This window comes from Caulobacter sp. GW821-FHT10C03, assembly GCF_059415485.1.
Genome location: NZ_JBWKNI010000015.1, coordinates 25,837 through 41,251 on the forward strand (window position 1 = coordinate 25,837; position 15,415 = coordinate 41,251).

Below are 15,415 nucleotides of genomic sequence, written 5' to 3' on the forward strand. Positions count from 1 at the left end.
CCTTGGGGGAGAAAGCTAGCCGCCGCTGGCGAGGAGGAAGACCTCGCGGGCGTCGGCCAGGGTGTCGAAGCGGTCGAAGAGGTCGGCCAGCGGGGCGTGGACGGCCTCCATGCCGACGAAGGCCAGGCACGAGCGGGCCTTTTCCAGGTGCTCGTCGCGGCTCATCGGGAAGTCGGGCGAGCCCAGCTGGGCGGTGACGTCGAGCACGATCTCGCGGCCGTCCTTCAGCTTGGCGATGGCGCGGGCCGGCACGAAGGCGGCGGGATCGGGATTGCCGTCGCTGTCCACGACGACGCGGGCGGCCAGGGCCAGGACGTCCGGCTCGTTCAGGCGCTGCGGCGTATAGTCGTCCAGGCCCACCCGGCCGCGGGTCAGCATGACGGCCGCCAGATAGGGCAGGCACAGGCGGGCGTAGGCTGTGTCCATCTCCGGCTTGGCGACACGGCCCACCAGGTGGCGGATCAGCGGCGGCGCCGAGTAGGTCAGGCTGTCGAGGTCTTCCGGACCGACGCCGTGCTCGGTCTTGAGCTTGCGCACGGCCACCAGCCCGCCGTGGCAGGCGCGGCCGGTGGGGAAGGGCTTGCAGGAGACCTCGGCGATGCGGCGGCGATCCTTGAGGTCGGCCAGTACGGGTCCCAGGTCGAACCCGGCCTCGAACAGCGGGAGATAGCCGAAAGGTCCCTCCAGCCAGTCGCGCGGACCGGGCAGGCCGGCCTCGGCCACGTCGATGGCCTGCAGGGCCGAGCGGGCGGCGGCGGCGATCTGGACGGGCAGGGCGGGCTTGCCCTCGGTGTGGGCCTGCATGGTGCCGCTGCTGAAGGCCAGGGCGTAGCCCATGGCGTCCATCGCCGTCTCGCGCGGCAGGCGCTTCAGCCGCGCCAGGGCCGCCGTCGCCCCGAACACCCCCGCCGTCGCCGGCCGGAAGAAGCGCAGGGCGGTCGTTGCCGCGACCCCCAGCGCGATGGCGACATCGACGCCCGCGACCATGGCGGCCAGAACTTCTTCGCCGGAATAGGGACCGGAGCGATCCAGCTCGGCGATCAGGGCCGGCACGATGGTCGGCAGCGGATGCAGAACGGCCTTCTCGTGGACGGAGTCGTATTCCTGACCGTGCAGCTGGAAGGCGTTGACGAAGGCGGCCTGGGCCGGCGGCAGGCGCACGCCCGGCCGTCCCAGCACCAGGCCATCGCCTTCTCCGCCCCAGCCCTTCGCGGCGGCTAGGATGGCGTCGGAATAGGCAGCGCCCGCGCCGGCCGCGCACACCGCCACGGCGTCGTGCAGCAGCCGGCGGGCGTCGGCCTGGACGGCGTCCGGCAGGGCGTCCCAGCGCAGGGAAAGGGCGTGGTCGACGAGGGCTTCGGCGGCGATCATGCGGCGACGCTAGCAGCGGCGCCGGCCGCCTTCGGACGCGGCGTTCGGGTTTGCGCGCACAGCGGACAACGGCGCGGCTGTCCGCCAGTCGGCCAAACGCGAAATCCCCGTCGCGCGCGGGCGGGACGGGTTCAGCCTTCTCTGTGCGGACTATCGGGGGATCGTCCGCAAGCCGGGAGAGCCGCCATGCTTATGCGTGTTCTGTTGCTGCTGACCAGCGCGTTTCTGCTGATGGAAGCCGGACCGATGCTGCTCGACCAGATGGAACGCGAGCGGACGGAGTCCTGACGTCTTCCTCTTCCAACTTGCCCGTCGTCCTGGCGCTCTGGTCGGGACGACGGGCTTTTGGAAGGGGGAGGCTAGCGCCTCTTGGGAGCGTGGCGGACGCCGAAATCGCTGACACTTTCGGCTGCCACGCTCTAGCGAGCTAGCCAGCCCGCAGGGCCCGCGCCCAGCGCTGGCGGGACCGGGTCGATCACCGCTGGCTCATTGCTGAACAGGATCGGCGTGCCGACGATCTCATTGCCGTCGGCGTCGCGCGACAGCATGCCCCGCGTGGCCAGGGCCGGATCGTCGAAGGCTTCCTTCAGCGTTCGCACCGGCGCGAAGCAGACGTCGCGGCCGTCGAACCAGGCTTCCCATTCCGCCCGGGTCTTGGTGACGAAGGCCTCGCGCAGGAAGGCTCGAAGCGGCTCCTGGCCGGGACCGGGCTGAAGCTCGGCATAGGGCAGCAGGTCGAGGCGCTCCAGGCCCGCCAGCAGGTTGCGGGCGAACTTCACTTCCGAGCCGCCCAGGCAGATCCACTGGCCGTCGGCGCATTCGTAGAGGCCGTACATGGCGTTGCCGCCCCACGAGCGTTCGTCCTTGGGAACGTGGGCCTCGCCCGTGGCGAAGATCTTGCCGGTGACGTTGGGCGTCCAGGCCAGCACGCTGTCGTACATGGCGACGTCGACATAGTCGCCGAGGCCCGTCTTCTCCCGCCGCAGCAGGGCCATCAGCACGCCCGAGAGCGCGGTGAGGCTGGCCAGGGCGTCGGCGGCCGGCATGTTCGGCGGGGTCGGCTTGCCGTCGAAGCCTTCGCTCAACGACACCATGCCGGCCAGGGCCTGCACCGCGATGTCGTGGGCCGGCTTGTCGCGATAGGGGCCGGTCTGGCCGAAGGCCGAGATCGCCACATAGACGATGCCCGGATTGCGCGCCTTGACCGCTTCGTAGTCGAAGCCCAGGCGCTGGATCACGCCCGGTCGGAAGGCCTCGACCACGACATCCGCTTCGGCGGCGAGGTCCAGCAGCAGGGCGCGGCCCTCGGCGGACTTCAGATCCACCTGGAGGCTGCGCTTGCCGCGGCTGGTGTTGCGAAACCAGACGCTCGTCCCGTTCTTGCGATAGCCGATCTCGCGGGCCGGATCGCCTTCGCCGGGCGGCTCGATCTTCAGCACGTCGGCGCCATGGTCGGCCATCATCAGGGTCAGCATCGGCCCCGGCAGGAAGAACGACAGGTCGAGGACGCGGACGCCTTCCAGCTTCACGAAACTGCTCCCAGAACGTCTTCGGTGTGTTCGCCGAGCTTCGGCGCGCGGACGCCGGGCATCCGCTCGCCGTCGATCTTCACGGGGCAGGCCAGCATCGCCAAGCCTTCCGCGCGGTCAGGATGGGCGACGACGTCGCGCATGCCGACCTCGGCCACGAACGGATTGTCCAGCGCGTCCATCATCTCGAGGATGGGCGCGAACGGCACCTTGCCGCCCAGCAGGGCAGTCCAGTCGGCGGTCGTGCGCGTCCCGAACAGGACGTCCATCGCCTCGCTCAGCGCCGGACGGTTGGCGTGGCGGCTGGGGATGTCGGCGAAGCGCGGGTCGGCCTTCAGCTCGGCGGCGCCGGCGAGGTCGCACAGCGCCTCCCAAAACTTCGGGGTCTGGCACATCACGAGGCCCCAGCCGTCGGCGGTCTTCACCGCCTGCGACGGCGCGATCGACGGGTGGGCGCCGCGCGGCAGGCGCTGGACCTTGTAGCCCTCGTTCATCGCCCAGACGGCCGGATAGGACAGCTGGTGCAAGGCCACGTCGAAAAGCGAGACGTCGACGTCGCAGCCTTGCCCCGTCGTGCGGGCCGACAGCAGGGCGCTGACAACGCCGAATGCCAGCATCGTCCCGGTCATGAAGTCGACCATCGACACGCCCAGCCGGGCCGGCGGCGCGTCGGGCTCGCCGGTCAGGCTCATGAGGCCGGCTTCCGCCTGCATCAGGTAGTCGTAGCCCGGCCAGCCGGCCCGGCTGTTGCCGCGCCCGTAAGCGGAAAGGTGACCGCAGACGATGGCGGGGTTCACGCCCTTCAGGTCGTCATAGGTCAGCTTCATCTTGCCCGGCTGGTCGCCGCGCAGGTTGTCGACCACCATGTCGGCGGCCGCCACCAGACGCTCGAAGGCCGCGCGGCCCTCGGGGGTCTTGATGTCCACGGCGATGGACTTCTTCGACCGCGAGAAGGTCTGGAAGAACTGGCTGTCGGCCGTTCCCAGAAAGAACGGGCCGGTGGCGCGGCTGACGTCGCCGCCCATGGCCGGGGCCTCGATCTTGACGACCTCGGCGCCCAGTTCGGCCATCAGCTGGGTGGCGTAGGGGCCGGCGCCGTACTGCTCGACGGCCAGCACCTTGATCCCGGCGAGCGGGCGGCGAACGTCTTTCCCCATCAGACCGGGTTCCGGGCCACGAGCTGGCGGGCGATGATGATCCGCTGCATCTCGTTGGTGCCTTCGCCGATGCACATCAGCGGGGCGTCGCGGAACAGCCGCTCGATCGGATACTCCTTCGAATAACCGTAGGCGCCGTGGATGCGCATGGCTTCGGTGGCGACGTACAGCGCCGTCTCCGAGGCGAAGTACTTGGCCATGCCGGCTTCCATGTCGACACGCTCGCCGCGGTCGTAGGCCTTGGCGGCGTCTTCCACGAGCAGCTCCGAGGCGCGGGTCTTGGCCCCCATCTCGCCGAGCTTCAGCTGGATGGCCTGGTGCTGGGCGATCGGCTTGCCCATGGTCTTGCGCAGCTGGGCGTACTTGACGCTTTCCATCAGCGCGCGCTTGGCGATGCCGACCGAGCGGGCCGCGACGTTGATACGGCCGATCTCCAGGCCGCCGGTGGCCATCACGAAGCCTTGGCCCTCTTCGCCGCCGATCAGGCACAGCTCGGCGTCGCAGCGATAGTTCTCGAAGATGAACTCGCCGCTGTCGATGCCCTTGTAGCCGAGCTTCTCCAGCTTGCGGCCGTTCGTGACGCCGGCGATGGGGGCGCGGGTCTCGGGATCGATCTTCGGGGTGATGAGCATGCTCATCCCCTTGTGGCGCGGCTGGGCTTCCGGATCGGTCTTCACCAGCAAGGCCGAGACGTGGCCCTCGATGGCGTTGGTGATCCAGGTCTTGGTCCCGTTGACCACGTAGTCGGCGCCGTCGCGCCTGGCGACGGTGCGGATGCCCTGCAGGTCGGTGCCGGCGTCCGGCTCGGTCAGGCCCAGGCAGCCGCGCATCTCGCCGCTGGCGAAACGGGGCAGCCAGAAGTCCTTCTGCTTCTGGGTGCCGAACTTCTGGACGACCATGGCCATCATCAGGTGCGAGTTGAAGACGCCCGTCAGGCTCATCCACTCGGCGCTGATCTTGGTGACGATCCGCGAATAGGTCAGGGCCGACAGCCCCAGGCCGCCGTATTCCGGGTCGATCAGAGCCCCGAACAGACCCAGCTCCTTCATGTCCTCGACCAGGGCATGGGGATACTCGTCGTCGTGCTCGAGCTGCATCGCCACGGGGGCGACCTTCTTCTCCAGCCACTTGTCGATGGCGTCGAGGATGGCGCGTTCGTCGGCTTCCGAGATCTCGCTCATCCTAGTAGTTCCCGACCTTGTCCTCGACGGCGTGGCCGCGCGCCGGGATCAGCATGTTGCGCTTGAAGGTGCAGACGACCGTGCCGTCCTGGTTGATGCCCGTGGTCAGGATCGTGACGATGCCCTGGCCGGGACGCGACTTGCTCTCGCGCTTGGCCAGCACCTCGCTCTCGCCATAGATCGTGTCGCCGGCGAACACCGGGGCGCTGAACTTCACCTCGTCCATGCCCAGGTTGGCGATGGCCTTCTGCGAGACGTCGGTCACGCTCATGCCGATCAGCAGGGCCAGGGTGTAGGGGCTGACCACCAGGTTCTTCTTGAACTCCGAGGCCTTGGCGAACTCGGCGTCGAAGTGCATCGGGTGGGTGTTCAGCGTCAGCAGCGTGAACAGGTGGTTGTCGTACTCGGTCACCGTCTTGCCGGGGCGGTGCTCGTAGACGTCGCCGACGATGAAGTCCTCGAAATAGCGGCCGAAGGTCTCGCGGTAGCGCTGCGGACCGACCTCTTTCCAGTTCTGCGACATGGGGAGTCTCCTAGGATTTCAGGCGCGGTCAAGAATGCGCCGGGCGGCGCGGATGACCGGCAGTTCGATCAGCTTGCCGTCCAGCAGGGCGGCGGCCCCGCCGGCGGCGTCGAAGGCCTCGACCACGCGCCGGGCGCGCTCGATCTCGGCGGGCGAGGGGGTGTAGGCGGCGTTCACCGCGGCCACCTGGGCCGGGTGGATGCAGGACCGGCCGGTGAAACCCAGCGCCTTGGCCCGCAGGGTCGAGGCGGTCAGGTCGTCGGGATCCGAAAGGTTCAGGTGCGGCACGTCCAGCGAGGCGACGTCGGCGCGGGCGCAGGCCGCCACCAGCGTGCCGCGGCCCAGCAGCAGGGCGTCCCAGTCCATGGTCGAGCCGAGGTCGGCCGACAGATCCGCCCCGCCGAACAGGGCGCCGGCCACGCCCGGCGCGGCGCAGATCTCGAACGCCCGGCGCAGGCCCTCGGCCGACTCGACCACGGGCCAAAGCGGCAGGCCCGGCAGCACCTCGCCGGCGGTCAGCAGGTCCTCGGGCGCGGCGACCTTGGGGATCATCAGGAAGTCGGGACGGGCGCCGCTGTCGGCCAGGGCCACGAGGTCCTTCAGGCCCTCCAGCGTGCGCACGCCGTTGATCCGCAGGCCGACCACGGCGGTGCGCGGCTGGCCCAGGAAGGCGAGGGCGGCGGCGCGGGCTTCGGCCTTGCCGGCCGGCGGCACGGCGTCCTCCAGGTCGATGCAGACCGCGTCGGCGCCGGCGTCCAGCGCCTTGCCGAAGCGGTCCGGACGCGTGCCGGGCACGAAGAGCAGCGAGCGATAGGTCATGATCGGCTGAGCCGCCCGTGTCGTTGAAATGTCAGGACAATCGCCCTGGCCGTCAATCGCCGATCGGGACCCCTTGCGCGAACGCCTCGGCGATCTTTCTCCGACAGGCGATCCAAACGCCGTCGTGGGCGGCGACGTGATCCAGGAACTTGCGGAAGGCGCCGATGCGGCCCGGACGGCCGATGATCCGCAGGTGGAGCCCCAGGCTCATCATCCGCGCGCCGACCTCCTGGCTCTCGGCGTGCAGCTCGTCGAAGGTGGCCACGGCGTAGTCCAGCCAGTCCTTGGCGGTCAGCGACGGGGCCAGCCAGAACTTCATGTCGTTGGAGTCCATGGCGTAGGGCAGGATGACCATCGGCTTGCTCTGGCCGTCCGAGGTCTCGACACGGTCCCAGAAGGGGAAGTCGTCGGAGTAGTCGTCCATGTGATAGCTGAACCCGGCCTCGGCCAGCAGCCGGCGGGTGTGGTCGGTGTGCAGGTAGCGCGACAGCCAGCCCGACGGACGGGTCCCGATCGTCTGTTCGATCGAGTCGGCGGCCTTGGTGATGAACTCGCGCTCCTTGGCCTCGTCCATCCAGAACTGGTGGGTCCAGCGATAGCCGTGGGCGGCCACCTCGTCGCCTCGGGCGCGGATGGCGGCGGCCAGGTCCGGGGCGCGCTCAAGAGCAAGAGCGGCGGCCGTCCAGGTGGCCTCGACGCCGTGCTGGTCGAGGATGCGCAGGATGCGCGGCGCGCCGGCCTTGACGCCGTACAGATAGTTGCTCTCGCTGCCGTGCATCCGCATCGGCTTCTTGGGAACCGCGCCCAGTTCGTCGACCGGTTCGGGGCCCTTGTCGCCGTCGCGGATGTTGTGCTCGGCGCCTTCCTCGACATTGACGACGATCGACAGGGCGAGGCGAGAGCCGTCCGGCCAGCGGAAGTTTGCGGGTGCGGGCATGGGGGCTTTCTCCAAGAGGCGAACAGTCTGAGCGCGGCGCTCGCGCCCATCGGGGCGGCGATCCAGCATGCGGCTTCAATCTTCACGGCGGCGCTGGAGCCGCAACGGAGGGAGCGCCCGATGGCCGTCACGCGGATTGTCGCCCTGTTCAACCTGAAGCCCGGCGTCTCGGCCGCCGACTACGAGGCCTGGGCCAAGGAACGCGACCTGCCGACCGTCAACGGCCTGGCCTCGATCGACAAGTTCGAGGTCTTCCGCTCGGCCGCTCTGCTGGGGACCGAAGCTGCGCCGCCCTACCAATATGTCGAGATCATCGACGTCGCCGACATGGACGCCTTCGGAGGCGACGTGGCGAGCGAAACGATGCAGGCGATCGCCGCCGAATTCCAGGCCCTGGCCGACCCGATCTTCATCGTCACCGACAAGGTGGGCTGAGCATGACGGGACGTTTCGCGGGCAAGACGGCGGTCGTCACCGGGTCCGGTCGGCGCGGAGGCCTGGGGGAGGCCATCGCACGACGCCTGGCGCAGGAGGGAGCGGCGGTTGTCGTTTCCGATCTTGGTCGCCCCGTCGATCCTTCCACGCCAGCCGGGATGATCGGCGGGACCGAGGAGATGGAGGCGATCGCCGCCGATCTGCGCCAGTACGGCGGGTCGGCCAGCACCCAGCCCTGCGACGTGCGTCGCTGGGAGGAGGTCCGGGCGCTGGCCGACCATGCCAAGGAAACCCACGGCTCGCTCGACATCTGGGTCAACAACGCCGGCATCGGCTACATCATGAAGCCGCTGATGGACGTGCGCCCCGAGGACTGGTCGGCGGTCATCGACGTCAACCTGACCGGCGCCTTCTTCGGCCTGAAGGCCGCCGCCGAGGTGATGATCGGCCAGGGCAAGGGCGGGCGGATCGTCAACATCGCCAGCCAGGCGGCCAAGTCGGGCTTCCCGCACGCCCAGGCCTACACCGCCTCCAAGCACGGCCTGGTCGGCCTGACCCGCTCGGCCGCCATCGAACTGGGCGCGCACCAGATCACCGTCAACAACGTCTGCCCCAACCATGTGACCACGGGGCTGGGCGCCTGGCAGAACGAATACTTCGCCAAGGTCACCGGCGCGGCCTCGGTCGAGGCCTACCTCGCCGCCATGGCCGCCCGCATCCCGCTCGGCCGCCCCGGCAAGGCGGAAGACACCGCCGACGCGGTGGCCTTCCTCTGCTCCGACGACGCCAAGTACATCACCGCCGAGAGTTTGAACGTCTCGGGGGGCGAGGAGCCGCACTGAGGGGCTTTGCCCTCATCCGTAAAATCCCCGCGAAAGCGGGGACCCAGGCTTTTTCTGAAACCCTGGGCGCTCGACGATAAAACACCTGGGCCCCCGCTTTCGCGGGGGTTTTACGGTTTGGGGCGCGAGCAAACAGAGACCCTGCCGCCGAGTGACGTCTCTCAATACGCCAGCCGCCCCTCCAACTCTCCGAACGGGACCATCACGTTCGCCCGAAACCCCGGCCGCGCCTGTAGCCGCTCATACCAGGCGACGACGTTCGGCACGTTGGGCCGGTCGATCTCCAACCCGAAATAGCGATAGAGCGCCGTGCCCGCCGGAATGTCGGCCAGGCCGATCTCGTCGCCGCCCAGCCAGGGCTGCTCGGTCAACACCTGGTCCAGCAGTCGGAAATACCCGGCGCACCGGGCGATCGCCGCCTCGACCCGCGGCAGGTCCCGCTGCGCCGGCGGCGTGCGGTAGAAGCCCCAGAACACGCCGTTGAGGAAGTCCGGCTGCAGGCTGGCCTGAGACCAGTCCATCCAGCGATCCTGCCGTGACCGCGCCGCCGGATCGGCCGGCCACCAGCGCTCGCCGCCATGACGGGCCGCGAGATAGCGCAGGATGGCGTGCGACTCCCAGACTACGGTCCCGCCGTCGTCGATCACCGGCACCCGGCCGTGCGGATTGCGCGCCCTGAAGTCGGCATCATCCAGCCCGCCGAAGCCGCCGCCGGCCGGAACGTGGTCGTAGGCCAGCCCTAGCTCGTCGGCCAGCCACAGCACCTTCTGCACGTTGAACGAGTTGCGGCGGCCCCAGATGGTCAGCATGTCGTCCTCCCCTCGAGCATCAAGGAGTGGAACCGCGGGGCTGGCAATGCCGGGCGCGCTACAGCTTCACCGTCACCTTGCCCATCGACTTGCCGGAGTTGAGCCAGTCCACCGCATCGTAGATCGCGCCGACGCCCTCGAAGGCCGTGTCGTCGGCCACGGCCTTCAGCTTGCCGGCCGCTTTCAGCGCGGCGAGATCCGCCCGCGCCGCCGGCCAGTGCTCGGTCAGCAGGCCGTTCATGAAGCCGCGGATCGAGGCGGCCTTGTAATAGAGCTTGTGGGCGATGCGCGGGGCGCTGATGATCTCGGCGCCGCCGTCCATGTCCTGGGCGACGCCGGCCACCACCAGGCGGCCGTGGCGGGCCAGGTTGTCGGCGAAGGCGTCGAAGATCTCGCCGCCCACGGTGTCGATGGCCACGTCCAGGGCCTCGGGAAAGTCGCGGGCCAGGGCGGCGGCGACCGGCTCGGCGCGGTAGTCGATCACCGCGTCGGCGCCCAGGCCGCGCACGAAGTCGGCCTTCTTCGGTCCGCCGCAGACGGCGATGACCTTGCAGCCGTGGGCCTTGGCGATCTGCACCAGGATGTGGCCGAGGCCCCCGGCCGCCGCCGAGATCGCCACGGTCTCGCCGGGCCTGGCCTGGCCGATCTGGTGGAAGGCGACATGGGCCGAGACGCCGGTCGAGGCCAGGATCAGCGACTCCTGGTCGGCCGCCGGAACCTTCACGAAGGTCGATGCCGCCGCGATGTTCATCTCGCGATAGCCGCCGCCGAAGCGGACGCTGGCCACCGCGTCGCCGACCGCCAGGTCCGTGACGCCGTCGCCGACCGCCTCGACGATCCCGACCGCCTCGACGCCCATCGGCATCGGCGGGGAGACCTTGACGTAGCTGACGGCGTTGCGGGCGATCTGCACGTCGAAGAGGCCGTTGATCCCGCACCAGGCGTTGCGCACCGCCACCTCGCCGGGACCGGGCGCGCGCATCGGGATCTCCACCACGTCGGCGGCCTCGCGCAGGGTGCGGGCGAAGCGGCGCAGTTCGAGGGCGCGGTAGGTGCTCATGGTCTGGCTCCGAGGCCGAGGACGCCGGGATTGACCAGGCCTTGCGGGTCGAGCGCGGCCTTCACCGCCTCCAGCAGAGCCCACGAGGCCAGATCGCGGCTGTCGGCATAGGGATAGACGCGGCCGATCTGCAGGTGACCGGCGCCTTCGGCCTGGAAGATCGCCATCACCCGCGCGCGGGCCTGGCTGACCACGGCGAAGGCGGCCGGGTCGTGCGGCAGGGCCGGCAGCTTGGCCAGCAGGTGCGGCTCGATCGTCGCCTCGTGCAGGGCGTGGCGGGCGCCGGGCCAGTAGAAGGTCGGCTCGATGACGAAGGCGTTGGTCGACAGCGCCGTGAACATGAAGGCCGTGTCGATGCCGTGCTCGGCGAAGGTGGGCGCCATCTCGGCATAGATCGCCTCGATCGCCGCGTGGATCGCGACGGCGCGCGACAGCGGCGCGACGCATTGCAGGGTCGCCCACCGCTCGCCGCCGGGACCGAGGATCGAATTGGCGGCCGGGAACGGCTGGGCGCGGATGATGCGGGGGATGCTGTTCTCGATCTCGCGGCCGGCGAAGCGTTTGGCGATCGCTTTCGCTTCAGCAAGGTCGGCCTCGACGCCGGCCTTGCTGCGGCCCTCGCAGATCACATGCAGCGGATAGTCGTCGGCGCCGACGAAATCGCGGCCGGCCAGGGCCACCTTGGCGGCGGCGACGGCGCCCTTCAGCAACGAGCCTTGCTTGGCCGCGACGTCCTTCAGCACCTTGACGTCGCTCAGCAGCGAGGAGCGGCGCAGGCGCACCTTGGTCAGGTTCGGATCGAAGCCGCAAAGCTCGCTGGCGATCCCGGCCCGGGTCATCTCGGCCATCGCCTCGATGATCGAGGCGGCGTCAGTGAAGGCGAAGGAGCCGTAGGCCTCGTGGGCCGGCCGGCGGATCAGGCGCAGCGTGACCTCGGCCTTGATGCCCAGCGCCCCGCAGTCGCCGCCGAACAGACCCGTCAGGTCGGGCCCGTAGAAGCGCCAGAACGGATGCTCGCCGTCCTTGCCGCGCGCGCCGGTGCGCAGGATGCGGCCCTCTCCCGTCACCACGGTCAGGGCCACGATGCTCTCGCTGGTCGTGCCGTAGTGGCCGGCGCCGAAGAAGGCGTTCTGCTGCGACAGCCCCCCGCCGATAGTCGAGGTCAGGCCCGACATCGGCCCCCAGAACGGCGCGCGCAGGCCCAGCGGCGCCAGGGCGTCGTCCAGCGTCTTCCAGGTGCAGCCGGCCTGGACGGTGGCGACCATGTCGGCCGCATCGATGCGCACGATCTGGTCGAGCTTGGAGAGATCCAGGCTCAGCGTGCCGGCGCGGGCGGGGATGTAGCCCTTGGTGTAGCTCATGCCGCCGCCGCGCGGGGCCAGGGCCAGGCCCTCGTGCGCGGCCAGGGCGGCGACGGCGGCCAGCTGCTCCACGCTGGTCGGCGCGACCACGGCCAGCACGGTCTCGTCGGCGATGGCGAAGATGTCCTGGCTGTAGAGGACGCGGGCGGCCTCGTCGTCGCGAACGCCGGTTTCGCCGACGATCTCCCGCAGGGCGGCGAGCGCGGAAGTTCGGCTGGCGGATGGATCGGATTTGGCGGCGGCCACGGGCAGGTCCGGAAAGCTAGGGTCGCCCCATCGATAGTCCCAACCGCGGGGCGGCCGGGCAGGGGGCGCAGGCTCTCTCCGACAGGCGGCGCCCGCCGGAGCGAAAGCCGACCATGAGCAAGACCCTGGAAGTCGTCCTCAAGCGCACGATCGAGGACGTGCCCGTCGCCGCCGATTTCGAGGTGATCGAGCGCGCCGCGCCCACCGAGGCGCCGGCCGGCCAGCTGCTGGTGCGGGTGCTCTACCTGTCCCTCGACCCCTATCTCGGCTCGCGCTTCCGCGGCCGGCACATGGGCGAGCCGCGTCCGGCGCCGGGCGAGACCCTGCCGGGCTCGTCGGTGGCCGAGGTCATCGCCTCGGGCCATCCGGACTTCGCGCCGGGCGACCACGTGGTCGGCGACGCCGGCTGGGCGCAGATCGGCCTGATGGACGCCAAGTTCGCCCGCAAGGTCGACGCCTCGCTGGGCGTCTCCAACCACCTGGGCGTGCTGGGCATGCCGGGCCTGACCGCCTGGGCCGGCGTCACCCAGCTGGCCAAGGTCGGCGCGGGCGACGTCTTCACGGTGGACGCGGCCGCCGGCAGCGTCGGCGGCACGGCTGGGCAGATCGCCAGGATCCTCGGCGCCAAGGCCGTCGGCATCGCCGGCGGGGCCGACAAGGTCGCCCAGGTGGTCGAGCGCTACGGCTTCGACGGCGCGGTCGACTATCGCAACGAAGGCTGGGTCGACGAGCTGAAGGCCCTGACCGACGGCGGCCCCACCGTTCACTTCGAGAACGTCGGCCTGCCGATCCTCAATCCGGTGTTCGGTCTGCTGAAGACCTACGGCCGCGTGGTGATCTGCGGCCTGTCGGCCCACTATCACGCCGACGGCCCGCCGCCGCAGTTCGGCCTGGGTCCGATCGTCGGCAAGCGCGCCGCCGTCATGGGCCTGGTGGTCTACGACTTCTATCCGCGCTGGAACGAGTGGGTGAAGACCGCCGAGCCGTGGCTCAAGGAAGGCCGCCTGGTGCAGGTCGAGGACCTGGGCGAGGGCATCGAGTCGGCCCCGGCCCAGTTCGAGCGCCTGATGAAGGGCGCCAACGCCGGCAAGACGCTGGTGAAGGTGGCGTAGGCGCTCGCCTTACAAACAACTCGTCATCCCGGAAGCCGCGCAGCGGCTATCCGGGACCTGGGGGCCGGCGCACTGCGTCGGCCCCTGTTCGTTTGCGAGCCCGACCGCCGCGCCCAGTCGCCTGGGTCCCGGCTCTGCGCTTCGCTCCGGCCGGGATGACGAAGTTGGGAGAGCCTAGGCCTTCCCGAACCGCGCATAGAGCGCCGCCGCCGCCAGGTTGAACGCCGCCGGGGCATAGGCGAAGGCCACGGCCACGCCGATCAGCGCCGAGCCCGGCTGGGCCGCGCCGGTCACCGCCAGGGCGCTGGAGAAGCCGAAGGCCGACAGGATGAGCCCCGTCAGCAGGGTGCCGCCCAAGGCGAAGCCGATCTTGTCGGCCCCGGTCCACAGGGCCGAGAACACCCCGGCCCGGCTCTCGCCATGCTCGGCCTCGTCCTTGGCGATGACGTCCGACAGCAGGCTGTAGCCCATCAGGCTCCAGCCCGAATTGAACAGGGCGAACAGCACCACCACGGCGTAGATCGCCGGCAGCGGCGCGCCGGCCATCACGCCCCAGGCGGCCTGGACCACGGCATGGCCCAAAGCGGCGGCGATGTAGACGCGCTTGCGGCCGAAGGTGGTCGACAGCCTGATCCACAGCGGCTGGGCGGCGATGACCACGGCGCTCATCACCAGCACGATCATGCCGATCTGGGTCAGGGCGTCCGCGCGGCCCATGTTGTAGCTGAGGAAGTAGACCATGGCCGCATAGCCCAGGCCCGAGCCGATCAGTTGCAGCACATAGGCGCCCAGCAGCGGGCGGAAGGTCGGGTCGGCCACGGCGCTGAGAATCGCCTTCAGCCGCATGGCCGGGGCGCCGGCCGCTTGCACCACGGGACGCGGCGAGGCCAGGAAGGCGATCAGCAGGCTGACCGAGCACACCGCCGCCAGCACCAGCGACATCTGCGAATAGGCCGGCCGGCCGCCGCCCCAGGTCTGCACCAGCACGGGGGCCAGGGCGTTGCCGACCAGCAGGCCGATCGCCGAGAAGCCCATCCGCCAGGCCATGACCACCGTCCGCTCCTTGGGATCGTCGGAAAGCTCCGTGCCGATCGCCAGGTAGGGCACCGAGAAGGCCCCGAACACGATCATGTAGACGCTGAAGGCGGCGGCCACGTAGCCGGCCTTCAACGCGGGGCTCCCTTCCGGCACGTGGAACAGCAGGATCAGCGCGGCCGGCGCCAGCAGCGCCCCGACCAGCAGCCACAGGCGGCGCGGAACCCGGGCCTTCCAGCGGTCCGAGACGAGCCCCACGGTCAGGTCCGAGATCAGGCCCCAGAACAGCTTGGGAAAGAAGATCGCCGCCCCGGCCAGCGCCGGCTCGACGCCCAGCGCATTGGTCATGAAGAACAGCAGCAGCAGCGAGGGAGCGTCGCGGAACACCTGGCCGGCGATCTGGCCCGCGCCGTAGCCGGCGTGGACGAGCAGGGGCAGGCGGGGCGAGGGCGGCTTGGCGGCGGTCATGGCGCGGATCCGATGATAGGGATCGGCGACGCTAGGCGCGAAACGAAGGTTCAAGGGGGCGCGAGAGCCGGCGCCCGACTGTCGGACACTGACAGGTCAAAACAGCGTGCGGCTGCGCGAAGGCTCGGCGCCAGCCGCTTTCGCGGCCGTCTGGCGCGGCCATCCGGTTTCAGATCATTAGTTCTGAGAGAGAATGGTGGGTGTAGTAGGATTCGAACCTACGACCCGCTGATTAAGAGTCAGCTGCTCTACCAACTGAGCTATACACCCGTTCGCGTTTCGAAGTCGCTTTCGCGTCCCCGACGGCGAGGCGCGATACATACGCCAAGGCGCGGTAAGTGCAATCCACTTCAGAACATTAGGTGTGGATATATTCGTCGCATCTGAAGCCAGACGTACGGGCGCAGCAAGGGGACCCCGGAGGGGGAATTCTTTACTGGATCAAGTTTTGCGGAGAATGGTGGGTGTAGTAGGATTCGAACCTACGACCCGCTGATTAAGAGTCAGCTGCTCTACCAACTGAGCTATAC

The 15,415-nt window shown here is 69.6% G+C and carries 14 protein-coding genes and 1 tRNA gene; 3 read left to right on the forward strand and 12 right to left on the reverse strand.

Going from position 1 to position 15,415, the window contains the following annotated elements; all coding sequences use genetic code 11:
• Positions 1 to 15: 15 nt before the first annotated feature.
• The 7 genes from AC07NG_RS18280 to AC07NG_RS18310 form a co-directional block, all read right to left on the reverse strand.
• Entirely contained in the window at positions 16 to 1,371 is a 1,356-nt protein-coding gene (locus tag AC07NG_RS18280; RefSeq protein WP_494595512.1) for an MmgE/PrpD family protein, read from the reverse strand.
• A gap of 419 nt (positions 1,372 to 1,790) precedes the next feature.
• On the reverse strand, positions 1,791 to 2,900 hold the full coding sequence (locus AC07NG_RS18285) for a CaiB/BaiF CoA transferase family protein (RefSeq protein WP_494595513.1): 1,110 nt from the start codon (positions 2,898 to 2,900) through the stop codon (positions 1,791 to 1,793).
• Entirely contained in the window at positions 2,897 to 4,057 is a 1,161-nt protein-coding gene (locus AC07NG_RS18290; RefSeq protein WP_494595515.1) for a CaiB/BaiF CoA transferase family protein, read from the reverse strand. The genes AC07NG_RS18285 and AC07NG_RS18290 overlap by 4 nt, the downstream gene beginning before the upstream one ends.
• Complete coding sequence (locus AC07NG_RS18295; protein WP_494595517.1) at positions 4,057 to 5,238, reverse strand: acyl-CoA dehydrogenase family protein; 1,182 nt, start codon at positions 5,236 to 5,238, stop codon at positions 4,057 to 4,059. Before AC07NG_RS18295 ends, AC07NG_RS18290 begins: the two co-directional genes overlap by 1 nt.
• 1 nt (position 5,239) lies before the next feature.
• Positions 5,240 to 5,761: a MaoC family dehydratase gene (locus AC07NG_RS18300; RefSeq protein WP_101715660.1), complete on the reverse strand. Its 522-nt coding sequence runs from the start codon at positions 5,759 to 5,761 to the stop codon at positions 5,240 to 5,242.
• Between the two features lie 18 nt (positions 5,762 to 5,779).
• A complete protein-coding gene (locus tag AC07NG_RS18305; RefSeq protein WP_494595518.1) occupies positions 5,780 to 6,580 on the reverse strand; it encodes an HpcH/HpaI aldolase/citrate lyase family protein in 801 nt (266 codons plus the stop codon).
• Between the two features lie 52 nt (positions 6,581 to 6,632).
• Complete coding sequence (locus AC07NG_RS18310) at positions 6,633 to 7,517, reverse strand: polysaccharide deacetylase family protein (protein WP_494595519.1); 885 nt, start codon at positions 7,515 to 7,517, stop codon at positions 6,633 to 6,635.
• A 120-nt stretch (positions 7,518 to 7,637) separates the two neighbouring features.
• On the opposite strand from AC07NG_RS18310, the gene AC07NG_RS18315 reads away from it, so the two are divergent.
• Together AC07NG_RS18315 and AC07NG_RS18320 are read left to right on the forward strand one after the other, a co-directional pair.
• Positions 7,638 to 7,952 (forward strand): RedY/HapK family protein, encoded by a 315-nt coding sequence (locus tag AC07NG_RS18315; RefSeq protein WP_494595520.1) that lies wholly within the window; start codon positions 7,638 to 7,640, stop codon positions 7,950 to 7,952.
• 2 nt (positions 7,953 to 7,954) lie between these two features.
• Positions 7,955 to 8,794, forward strand: a complete 840-nt coding sequence (locus tag AC07NG_RS18320) for an SDR family NAD(P)-dependent oxidoreductase (RefSeq protein ID WP_110120242.1) — start codon at positions 7,955 to 7,957, stop codon at positions 8,792 to 8,794.
• A gap of 161 nt (positions 8,795 to 8,955) precedes the next feature.
• Here AC07NG_RS18320 and AC07NG_RS18325 read toward each other — a convergent pair whose 3' ends face one another.
• Genes AC07NG_RS18325 through AC07NG_RS18335 form a run of 3 tightly spaced genes read right to left on the reverse strand, consistent with a single transcriptional unit; the run spans position 8,956 to position 12,270 of the window.
• Positions 8,956 to 9,603, reverse strand: coding sequence for a glutathione S-transferase family protein (locus AC07NG_RS18325; RefSeq protein ID WP_494595521.1), 648 nt, complete (start codon positions 9,601 to 9,603; stop codon positions 8,956 to 8,958).
• A 58-nt stretch (positions 9,604 to 9,661) separates the two neighbouring features.
• A complete protein-coding gene (locus AC07NG_RS18330; RefSeq protein ID WP_494595522.1) occupies positions 9,662 to 10,663 on the reverse strand; it encodes a zinc-binding dehydrogenase in 1,002 nt (333 codons plus the stop codon).
• Positions 10,660 to 12,270 carry an FAD-binding oxidoreductase gene (locus AC07NG_RS18335; RefSeq protein WP_494595523.1) on the reverse strand — a complete coding sequence of 537 codons (1,611 nt, stop codon included), beginning with the start codon at positions 12,268 to 12,270 and terminating at the stop codon, positions 10,660 to 10,662. The genes AC07NG_RS18330 and AC07NG_RS18335 overlap by 4 nt, the downstream gene beginning before the upstream one ends.
• 113 nt (positions 12,271 to 12,383) lie before the next feature.
• Here AC07NG_RS18335 and AC07NG_RS18340 point away from each other — a divergent pair, with 113 nt between their 5' ends.
• Positions 12,384 to 13,382, forward strand: a complete 999-nt coding sequence (locus tag AC07NG_RS18340; protein ID WP_494595524.1) for a zinc-binding dehydrogenase — start codon at positions 12,384 to 12,386, stop codon at positions 13,380 to 13,382.
• 174 nt (positions 13,383 to 13,556) lie between these two features.
• Here the strand turns inward: AC07NG_RS18340 and AC07NG_RS18345 are convergent, their stop codons facing one another.
• Both AC07NG_RS18345 and AC07NG_RS18350 read right to left on the reverse strand, forming a co-directional pair.
• Positions 13,557 to 14,885 (reverse strand): MFS transporter, encoded by a 1,329-nt coding sequence (locus AC07NG_RS18345; protein ID WP_494595525.1) that lies wholly within the window; start codon positions 14,883 to 14,885, stop codon positions 13,557 to 13,559.
• 194 nt (positions 14,886 to 15,079) lie between these two features.
• Positions 15,080 to 15,155 (reverse strand) — tRNA-Lys (locus tag AC07NG_RS18350).
• Positions 15,156 to 15,415 lie beyond the last annotated feature (260 nt).

What these genes read in the sequence shown, in the direction of transcription:
- AC07NG_RS18280 (WP_494595512.1), bottom strand. Translation starts at nt 1,371, where the DNA reads ATGATCGCCGCCGAAGCCCTCGTCGACCACGCCCTTTCCCTGCGCTGG.
- AC07NG_RS18290 (WP_494595515.1), bottom strand. Translation starts at nt 4,057, where the DNA reads ATGGGGAAAGACGTTCGCCGCCCGCTCGCCGGGATCAAGGTGCTGGCC.
- AC07NG_RS18295 (WP_494595517.1), bottom strand. Translation starts at nt 5,238, where the DNA reads ATGAGCGAGATCTCGGAAGCCGACGAACGCGCCATCCTCGACGCCATC.
- AC07NG_RS18300 (WP_101715660.1), bottom strand. Translation starts at nt 5,761, where the DNA reads ATGTCGCAGAACTGGAAAGAGGTCGGTCCGCAGCGCTACCGCGAGACC.
- AC07NG_RS18305 (WP_494595518.1), bottom strand. Translation starts at nt 6,580, where the DNA reads ATGACCTATCGCTCGCTGCTCTTCGTGCCCGGCACGCGTCCGGACCGC.
- AC07NG_RS18310 (WP_494595519.1), bottom strand. Translation starts at nt 7,517, where the DNA reads ATGCCCGCACCCGCAAACTTCCGCTGGCCGGACGGCTCTCGCCTCGCC.
- AC07NG_RS18315 (WP_494595520.1), top strand. Translation starts at nt 7,638, where the DNA reads ATGGCCGTCACGCGGATTGTCGCCCTGTTCAACCTGAAGCCCGGCGTC.
- AC07NG_RS18320 (WP_110120242.1), top strand. Translation starts at nt 7,955, where the DNA reads ATGACGGGACGTTTCGCGGGCAAGACGGCGGTCGTCACCGGGTCCGGT.
- AC07NG_RS18325 (WP_494595521.1), bottom strand. Translation starts at nt 9,603, where the DNA reads ATGCTGACCATCTGGGGCCGCCGCAACTCGTTCAACGTGCAGAAGGTG.
- AC07NG_RS18330 (WP_494595522.1), bottom strand. Translation starts at nt 10,663, where the DNA reads ATGAGCACCTACCGCGCCCTCGAACTGCGCCGCTTCGCCCGCACCCTG.
- AC07NG_RS18340 (WP_494595524.1), top strand. Translation starts at nt 12,384, where the DNA reads ATGAGCAAGACCCTGGAAGTCGTCCTCAAGCGCACGATCGAGGACGTG.
- AC07NG_RS18345 (WP_494595525.1), bottom strand. Translation starts at nt 14,885, where the DNA reads ATGACCGCCGCCAAGCCGCCCTCGCCCCGCCTGCCCCTGCTCGTCCAC.